The 8,865-nt window shown below is 39.1% G+C and carries 6 protein-coding genes and 1 pseudogene; 6 read left to right on the plus strand and 1 reads right to left on the minus strand.

Features of this window, described 5'->3' with window-relative positions; all coding sequences use genetic code 11:
- Positions 1-51: 51 nt before the first annotated feature.
- The 6 genes from R7P80_RS22285 to R7P80_RS22310 are packed head-to-tail and all read left to right on the plus strand — an operon-like array spanning position 52 to position 8,163.
- The gene (locus tag R7P80_RS22285) at positions 52-1,278 is read left to right on the plus strand and encodes a tyrosine-type recombinase/integrase (RefSeq protein WP_078231369.1); all 1,227 of its coding nucleotides are present in this window, start codon (positions 52-54) and stop codon (positions 1,276-1,278) included.
- Positions 1,279-1,280: 2 nt separating this feature from the next.
- Positions 1,281-2,906 carry a site-specific integrase gene (locus R7P80_RS22290; RefSeq protein WP_078231368.1) on the plus strand — a complete coding sequence of 542 codons (1,626 nt, stop codon included), beginning with the start codon at positions 1,281-1,283 and terminating at the stop codon, positions 2,904-2,906.
- A gap of 2 nt (positions 2,907-2,908) precedes the next feature.
- Positions 2,909-5,143, plus strand: a complete 2,235-nt coding sequence (locus R7P80_RS22295) for a hypothetical protein (RefSeq protein ID WP_225491966.1) — start codon at positions 2,909-2,911, stop codon at positions 5,141-5,143.
- A complete protein-coding gene (locus tag R7P80_RS22300; protein WP_047725737.1) occupies positions 5,136-5,534 on the plus strand; it encodes a hypothetical protein in 399 nt (132 codons plus the stop codon). Before R7P80_RS22295 ends, R7P80_RS22300 begins: the two co-directional genes overlap by 8 nt.
- A complete protein-coding gene (locus R7P80_RS22305) occupies positions 5,534-5,977 on the plus strand; it encodes a hypothetical protein (RefSeq protein ID WP_054867917.1) in 444 nt (147 codons plus the stop codon). Before R7P80_RS22300 ends, R7P80_RS22305 begins: the two co-directional genes overlap by 1 nt.
- Positions 5,977-8,163, plus strand: a complete 2,187-nt coding sequence (locus R7P80_RS22310; RefSeq protein ID WP_225491967.1) for an ATP-dependent RecD-like DNA helicase — start codon at positions 5,977-5,979, stop codon at positions 8,161-8,163. Before R7P80_RS22305 ends, R7P80_RS22310 begins: the two co-directional genes overlap by 1 nt.
- A 513-nt stretch (positions 8,164-8,676) precedes the next feature.
- Here R7P80_RS22310 and R7P80_RS22315 read toward each other — a convergent pair.
- A pseudogene (locus R7P80_RS22315) lies at positions 8,677-8,865 on the minus strand (hypothetical protein); the annotation flags it as partial.

Below are 8,865 nucleotides of genomic sequence, written 5' to 3' on the forward strand. Positions count from 1 at the left end.
ACCTAAAACCCATAAGGATATTTCACCTTACATGGATATGTAACATCGCTTATGAGATACAAAGTCAAAAACATTCGTCACCCTAAATATGATAATCAACTCCTTCCAATGCTGGTTGATACCGAGGATTGCGACTGCCCACTTCCATCGGCTGCGCTATGGGGATTCGATTTGTGGCATAGCAAACCGCTAAATACAGTAAAAGCGCGATTACGTGACTTAGCTGTTTTCTATGAGTATGTCGATAGACATCATCCCTCATTTTTCGAAGATGCCGCAGCCATTAAAATTCTCAGCCATCGGCAAATTACGGCTATAAGCTCAGCTCTATTAGTGAATTACAATTACACTGTTGATGATGGTGTAGTGGTCAAACCGTCCACCTTTAATCGTCGAATTGACTCTATATCACAATTTTTAAGTTTTCATTATTCTCGTTATGTTAATAGATTGAATGACTTGGAACGTATGGATGACCGACAAAAACATGTTTTTGCGATGATCGGACGGTTTAGGAAAAAACGCTACTCCAAGACAGAGATAGAAATCCATACGAACCAAGCTAAGTCATTATCAGTCGAGGAAGTGAACATAATTAGGGATATTGTAAGACCCTCGACTATAGACTTTTTTAATGAAGTAAACCCTTTTAGCCCAGAACTTCAAAGAAGAAATGCTTGTGCGATTCTATTACTCATTGAGCTAGGTTGCCGTGCTGCTGAGCTAGTTTTAATTAAAAATAACGACGAGCATCTGAAACTAACAACCAATCCAACTGTGGTGATTACCACAGAAGATAAAAACAGTAAAAGTTTTCGGGGTCGAGCAGACGGAGCTTCGCATAAAACCTTAGGGCGAGAATTGCCCATATCTCAAGGTTTGTCGAACTTACTTATTGATTATATTGAAGAAGATAGACCTAAGCTACGTAAACCATTTAATGATCAATTAACAGACTACCTATTTGTAAGTAAATCAGATGGGGGAGCAATGACTACCGATGGGCTATCATATTTGATCGACAGCCTTTATCGAAAAATGCCTGAACTGGTTAACACTATTCATCCTCACCGCTTACGAGTTACTAAAGGGATTGAAGTTCGCGATGCCGTTGATAAAGATTATGAAGGTTCCAACTCTCCAATGACTAAATCGGGAGATATGCAAGATACATTAACGACTTGGGGCGGTTGGTCTTCAACCAGTAATATGCCTAAGCACTATACAAAAGGGCTTCTACAAAGAAAGCTATCTGAATATTTAGCAAAGAGTGAATAAATATGGGGCATGCGGCTACACAATATTTATCAGAAGATTCATTTGATCCTTATTCTCAAGTATATGATTTCGTCTCAAGCTTAAATGGTGATTGTGACCCTTTCCCATCTCAGATTGAAACTTATTTTGGACAAACTGTTCAGTTACGGGATCTAAGCGGACGTTTGTTGAATAGAATTCAGCTAATCAACGTAGGTAAAGGCCATGATTTTTATAACTTAAGTGATCATTATTCTGGCGATACTTACCTCGACTACATCGCTGCTAAATGTTGGATAGATACAGCAATTGAAAGATCTCCAGCTTCAATTAATCATATCTCCGAAGGTTTTAACGTATTACAAGGTATTAGCTTTACCGAAGATACCTACTCAAATGAAAGAAAATTTGCGAAAGAACTAGGCAGAAAACTATCTTCAGTTATCCTCAAAAATAAGGATAATCAGCGAGCTTTCTTATCTATTAGACAATTTGTTAAGTACGGTATCGCCAATGATTACTGGGGCTTTACAGATGAGTTAGAACTAAAAGTTTCTGAAGTCGCGGTTAAAGCGATTGGACGTAAAGAGCGCGTATCTATGTTAGATCATGAATATGGCCCCTTCACTCGCTCAGAAATTTCTCAAATAACAACAGCAATACAGGATGAAAAAGTTAAGACTGAGTTTCGCGTTTTAGTTGGATTAGCCAAAAGATTTGGACTTAGACCTATACAACTAGCTTTACTACGTGAAGACGATATTTATTACGATAAAAAGAAGCTAGCTTGGTATATTCTGATCCCACGAGTAAAGGGGCGTGCCGCACAATTGCGTAGAACCGAAGGGAACTTTACTGTTCGCGAATTGCCAGTAGAGTTAGCAGCAGAGATTAATCAATTAATTCAAGACCATTCCAACTTAGTTGAAATGGATGCAGACGGTAAAGAACTTCCGAGACCATTATTTAAAGCAAAAAAAGTTAATAGTGAATTCTTAAAACATAAGCTATTGGCTCCTTATGCATGGCATGTCAACTCAAAAAGAATCACTTCCACATTTGGCATTGAAATTCCTCAACTATTGCAATTAAAGTCTGTGTATTGCAGGGATGAAGACGGTAATCCTTATCCACTTAAAATGAACGCCTATCGTTTCCGTTATACGTTAGGCACTCGCATGGTGATGGAGGGCAAGACACCTGAAGAAGTTGCGTTAGCTCTAGACCATTCAACAACCGCATCAGTACAGCACTATTTTAAATACAATCAAGATCTTATTGATTTTATCGATGATACGTTTGAAGTATCTACTGCTCTAAAAAATGCCGCTTTACGATGGCAAGGTTATTTTATCGATGAAGACGATAATCTTGAAGGTAGCCTAATTCGTGTATCGGATGTTCTCTCTATTGGGAAGTGTTTAAAAAAGACCTTATGTGAATATCATCCAACAGTGAGTTGCTATGGCTGTAGCCGCTTTAGACCCTTCAAGGACGCTAATCATCAAAAACAACTAGAAGTAATCGAGAAAGAAGTCGAATTTGTCAAAAATAATTCAACAGGAGCGGTTCAACATCAGTTAAGCGAAGCATATGAAGGTGCTTTACAAATTGTTGAAGCTCAAAAAATTATGAGGGGTGAAAAATAACGATGAACCCTATCGATTTTCGCTCTCAAAAAGTAAATAAGGCTCTACAAACACTAATAGACCGTGTTCATGAAGAGAGGAATTTAGCACAAGTTGACTTCGACACATTAGTGTCGAAAGGAACCATAAAAGGTCAATGGGATGAGAGCGGTTGGCAGTATCGCGGTCGCACTATCTATTTTAGAGGATGTCTTGATATAAATGGAGCAATCGTTACTTCCCATACAAAAATTGAAGATAGCGTCTTGATGCAAGGGATATGGGGAGACATATATCGCCTTTTTACACTACATAGTATTAAAAAACACAAATCTGGAAATGAACGAACTATTCCAGGCTTACTTAGTCGTATCGCCTGGCTAGGAACTTCACTAAACTTTGATGAAAACGCATTGCTATCAATGGATCAAAGTAAAATTGATGCCCTAATACCATTACTACAAACCTATTATGAAAAGCCCAGAGGCACCTTTGAGCGTTATAAAGACTCGGTATCTTTTATCAAGAATTTTGTAGTTAAGAAGAGCTTTTGTAAGACCTTTGTGCCTAAAGTTAACATGAAAAACCCTGCATTGGAACGTAATGACGTAACCACGAATACAAAAAAGGAAGCTCAGAAAGAAAAACATGTTGAAGATATTGGTCTGTACTTTGGGCGCATAAAACAAAAATTTGATGCGGCTAAACGCCTTGTCGAATCAGGCGGTACACCAGAATACTTTCAACCAAAAGATGGATATGATGAGCTTAGATTGCTAGCTACACCTTTTATGGAAGGTCTAGGGCTACGTATCGGAGAAGTACTTCGTCTTCACAAAGATTGCCTTGGGTTCGATGAAGACAGACAGCGTTATTTCCTCAGAGTGCCAGTCGAAAAAGGGGAACTTGCTTTCGCTAAGTCTATCCCTAAAATTTGGGAAAAAGTGATAGTAGATGCCCATGCAAGAATCCTTGAAATAACAAAGCCTCACCGAGACTTTGCTCGTAAAGTTGAGCAAGAAGGTGCTCAAGCATTTATAAATTCATTTACCTTTCCAGATCGACCTGAGAATTTTGAGAATGCTCTCAAGGAACATGGATATGACCCCGCTCTTCATTTTGCTCGTAGTGAAATAGGCACAAGTGGTGACATACATGTTTCGGGACTAACCGTAAGTTTGTTGAGAGAAAGTAAAGCTATTCAGGGTCGATACTCACAATCAATTGTCGGTAAATTAAAGTGTAAGTATGGTGACGAAAGAGCCGCAAGACAAAGAGTCATTATCTCAAAAGAAGAGCTTAGCAAACTTTGTTTGAAAGAGTATGAAGACACCAAAAGGATGGTGTATCGAGCTAATGATAACGTTGATGCAAAAGAAGAGATTGTATCAACCTCCTATACAATTGATATGCCTTTTAGTGAATTTTTGTTTATTGCTAAGAATGATACTTTTGACGCAGGGACAAAATCTCATGGCTTAATTCCATGTCCTTTGACATATAGGGCTTACACTCGATGGATAAACAATGACGAAAAAGGAAGCCGCCATAAAACGATATTCGAAAACTACGATATTAAAGATGAAAACGGTGACGTTGTTTCTTTGAATTCACATCAAATACGCCACTGGGTTACTACAGCCCTAATTCGGGCGGGAAAAAACGAATCAGCAATTGACCTATGGATGGGGCGAACGCCTGGACAAACAAGACATTACGACCATCGAACAGCGAAAGAACGAGCTGAGGCAATGCGTAAACGGTATATGTCTGAAAATCCACCCGATGATGTTCTGGGCAGACGCATAAAGCGTATGAGAAATAATAACGTTTCGCTAGATGAAATAGAGACAGCTCTAAATCACACCATGTCTGCTGTTCATTACACCCCTTGGGGAACTTGCGACAGAGATTTAGACGTATCACCGTGTCAAAAAGGAATGATGTGTCTACGGGGTAATGATGGTGAAACATGCAATCATTTTGGAATAGATCCAACCGATAAAGAAGCTCTAGTTAATATTCACAATACAAAGGTTCATTATGAAAATCAGCTAAGTGCGCTATTGCCAAACTACGATGAGCTTTCATTGAAACTGAATAACCAAGAACCTCTAGACCAACATGTACAGTTTTGTATAGACACAATAAACGGTTGCATTGCTGCACTAAAAGCCTATGAAAACGCAGAAAAAAATGAAGCTCATAAAATTCCTATCGTTCAAATATTTAATCCAGAGAATATAAAAGATGAGTAAGGCTCCAGAGTGGCAAACTATTGCGCTGAGTAGTTTAGAGTTTTTTATTAAAAACCCAGAGTATAAGCACGAATTTGGACATGATTACATTGCTGACAGATGTGGTGTAACTCGTATGACTTTGAATCGCAACACACCATATATGAAGCGGTATAAAGAAGTCAGAGAATTTCTGCGAGGATATAAAACCGTAGATCCTTCGCAAGGAGCAACGCCTATTGATGGCTACAAGGAAAAGTATGAAGCACAAAAGGAAGCGAATCAGGAATTGACCCGTAAGATTGAAGCCCTTCAATTACGCTTAAATGACTGTTATCAAATGCTGGAAGATCAAGGTATTGACCCTGAGTTTATTTATCCGACAAAGCTGAAAAAACATAAGGAAAATTAATGGCGAATCCTCAAGCAGAAGTTAATTACCAAAAGTTCATAACATTTGTGAGAGAGCGAGAATCTGAGGGAGATTGGGAAGATTATCGCTCTAGAGACAATCACAGTTTGAACAAACAAGCTATCGCTAAAGAATGTGGCTTTGACAGGAAAAGAATTAATGAAAATTCTAAAATCATTGAAAAATTTGATGAAGTCGTCACTGATTTATTAAAGAAAGGGATACTCACCAAGGATTCAAGAACTGGTACAGACCAGGTAAGTGAAAAATCTGCCGCTATCTCAAATAGTGTAGATAAAAAGACTCTGAAATTTGCTCAGGAATGCAATGCTGCACTAGAACAAGAACTTAGCGAAACCAAAATTCAGCTTCAAAAAACTGAAGAAAAACTGAAGCATCTAGAAGTGATTGAAAGCTACATGATGGAAACAGGACGCTTGTAATGGAGCAATTCTCTGGTGATGTGCAAATTCGTTCCATTCGTAGTAAAGGGGCAAAGGGAGGAATTATATTTTCTGCTGTAACTCTTTGTGATAGTCCCACGCGTTTTGTCATTAAAGCTGGATTTGATGTAGCACCCACTCCTTCAATATTCAAAGAAAAGCATTTTTGGCATGTCGAAGGCACCGTAGAAAAACAAAAAATAACGTGGAAAGATGGCACGTTAAAGGAAGAAAAAGTCATAAAACCCACAAAGATATCTTTTGTTAAGGCTGCAAACGAAAATTTAAAGAGACTCCTGTCAGAATCCAAAGTATTCAAAGGGATAAGTGGAGTAAAGGCTGAAAAACTAGTGTCCTTTTATGGCGACGAACTATACCAAATTGCGGCTAATAATGATGCTGATAGGCTGACCCCTATCTTAGGCGCACACGTTGCTCAGACGTTGATCGATGGTCTGAATGCGTATCAAGAGTTACATTGTCTAAAGCTATTAGACGACTTAGGTGTACCAGCATATGTGGGTGAATCTGTCTTAAAAATATGGGGGCTAAGTGCTTATGACAAGATTAAAGCTAATCCCTATGTGCTTGTAATGTTTATGGCGAGTTTAGAAGCCCTGGATGAGTATGCAATAAATCGGCTTGGCTTTAAATCTGACTCCCCAGAACGCCTTGTAGCGTATGCAAAAGAAACACTTTATGAAGGATTCAAATCAGGTAACACGTGCCTACCGCTTGCAGAATTAAGGCAGAAACTAAGAAGAAAAATTGGTGACTTAGCCCTGACAGCTATTGATATCTCGATTGAAGATAAAGAAGTAATTGTTGACGAAGACATAGCGCAGGTCAGAAGCATGGATATCGTTGAATCAGGTGTCGCTTCAATAATATCTAGTCTTACTAAATATCCATTAAATCCAATTGTTAGCAAGCATATTGATGCCATTATTGCGCAATACGAATCACGAGTTGGTTTTGAGCTTACTGAAGAGCAACAACATGCAGTATCGATTTGTACTGCTGCCAGACTATCTGTCCTGACAGGCGGTGCTGGATGCGGCAAAACAACCGTACTTGAAGCTATCTGTTTCGCATTGGAAAGTTTAAAACTGACTAGCAAAATCTATTTGATGGCATTGTCTGGAAAAGCCGCCATGAGAATTACGGAGGCTACAGGACGTCAAGCCATGACAATTGCAGCGTTCATGTATCACGTCAATCAGGATGACATTCCAGAGGATGCTACATTCATCATTGATGAAGCGTCCATGATAGATATTCTTTCTATATATCAATTACTAAAAAGAATTCCAAGTAATGGGAGAATTATACTGACGGGAGATGAAGAACAGTTACCACCAGTCGGAATCGGTCTTATTTTCCATGCTCTCGTTGGTGTAGAAAATATTTTCAATCCTAACCTGACATCGGTTAAGCGACAGTCAGAAGCCTCTGGCATACCTACGGTAGCAAACAAAGTGAGATGCTATCCAATGACGAGAGAACCCATCCCTTTCGCTCCCTATAAAGGTATTGGGCAAGGCGTTAGTTTCGTTCAGTGTAGCAACGCAGATATTGAGACAGAATCATTGCGGCTATACGAAGAATTAGGTGGAAACGGTGAAAATAATGATGTCCTTCTCTTGTCTGCAATTAAATCCTCCTCAGGCGGCGTTCTAAGCCTAAATACGCTCATACATGACAAGTTTTCCAAGGGAGATGCTATAGAGTTTACAGATACCGAATATGGAACAGTACAACACGCTATAAATGGTAGCACCTTGAGGGTTGGTGAGCTTGTCATGTATACAAGAAACGATTATTCCAAAGGGATTAGAAATGGATCTATTGGTAAGATAATCAACTCAACCAATCAAGAGGTTTTTGTGGACTTTGAAGGTACACAAGTAACCTTAAACCCGTCAGAGTTAAAGCACTTAGAGCATGCATACGGACTGACAGTTCATAAAAGCCAAGGTAGTCAATTTGACCGTGTAATTGTTGTAATCAAAAAGTCGAGGGTCATTGACCGACATCTAATTTATACAGCGTTAACCAGAGCAAAGCACCAAGTTGTGTTTGTAGGAGATGTGTCGGTTCTATACGAATCTCTCCTTATATCAAAGGCTTTTAGCCGCCATACAAAGATATCAAAATTTATAGATGAAGCGTTAGTCACTAATTAACGCTGAAGATAATGCATAAACTCGCCAGGTCACCTAGAAGTTATATCTAGGTCATTTAGATGAATTAATCTGACTCTAAACTGTCAGTTTCGTTACTTCGATGTGACAAGATCTGACAGGTTACCCTAAATGGTTCTTCCCCAACCACGCGCATAACAAACATTTTAAGAGAGCACTAGACAGCAGCGACACTATCTCAAATTTCATGGGATTGAAGAGGAGCTAGAGCACTATCATAATTCTTCTGAAGACAAGTTTGTGATGCAACTAACTTCTCTTTTTCGAGATAAGATCTCCATTCGTGCTATTAACGATGACCAATCAAAAACAATCAAAGCCAAGCGAACTACTATCCACTACTCTAGTGCCGATCAATGGTCATACCGTCGCTTGGGTTAAGATAAGGCCATCAAAAGATTACTTATTCTTTTACCAAGAGAAGGTGGGTAGAGAACACTTCTATATTCGCTCTGGTCGCAATAAGCAAAAAGTAAAGCCTGATGATATCGAGTATTATCTGGCCCTACAAAAGGCTGTTCGATGAAGGATAATGTCCTGCTCTGTAGGGTTCAAACTTACTTTATTAATCGAAATCGGCTGAGCTAGAGTAAAACCTAAAACACATCTGTCGAGTAGACGATACTTGTTACCAAGTGCCGTCCCTCTAAGAACCCAGCGTGCAACTTTCACCGCACTAGGCTC

Origin of the sequence: Vibrio sp. 2092 (genome assembly GCF_033339635.1) — a bacterium.
Taxonomy (GTDB): domain Bacteria; phylum Pseudomonadota; class Gammaproteobacteria; order Enterobacterales; family Vibrionaceae; genus Vibrio; species Vibrio alginolyticus.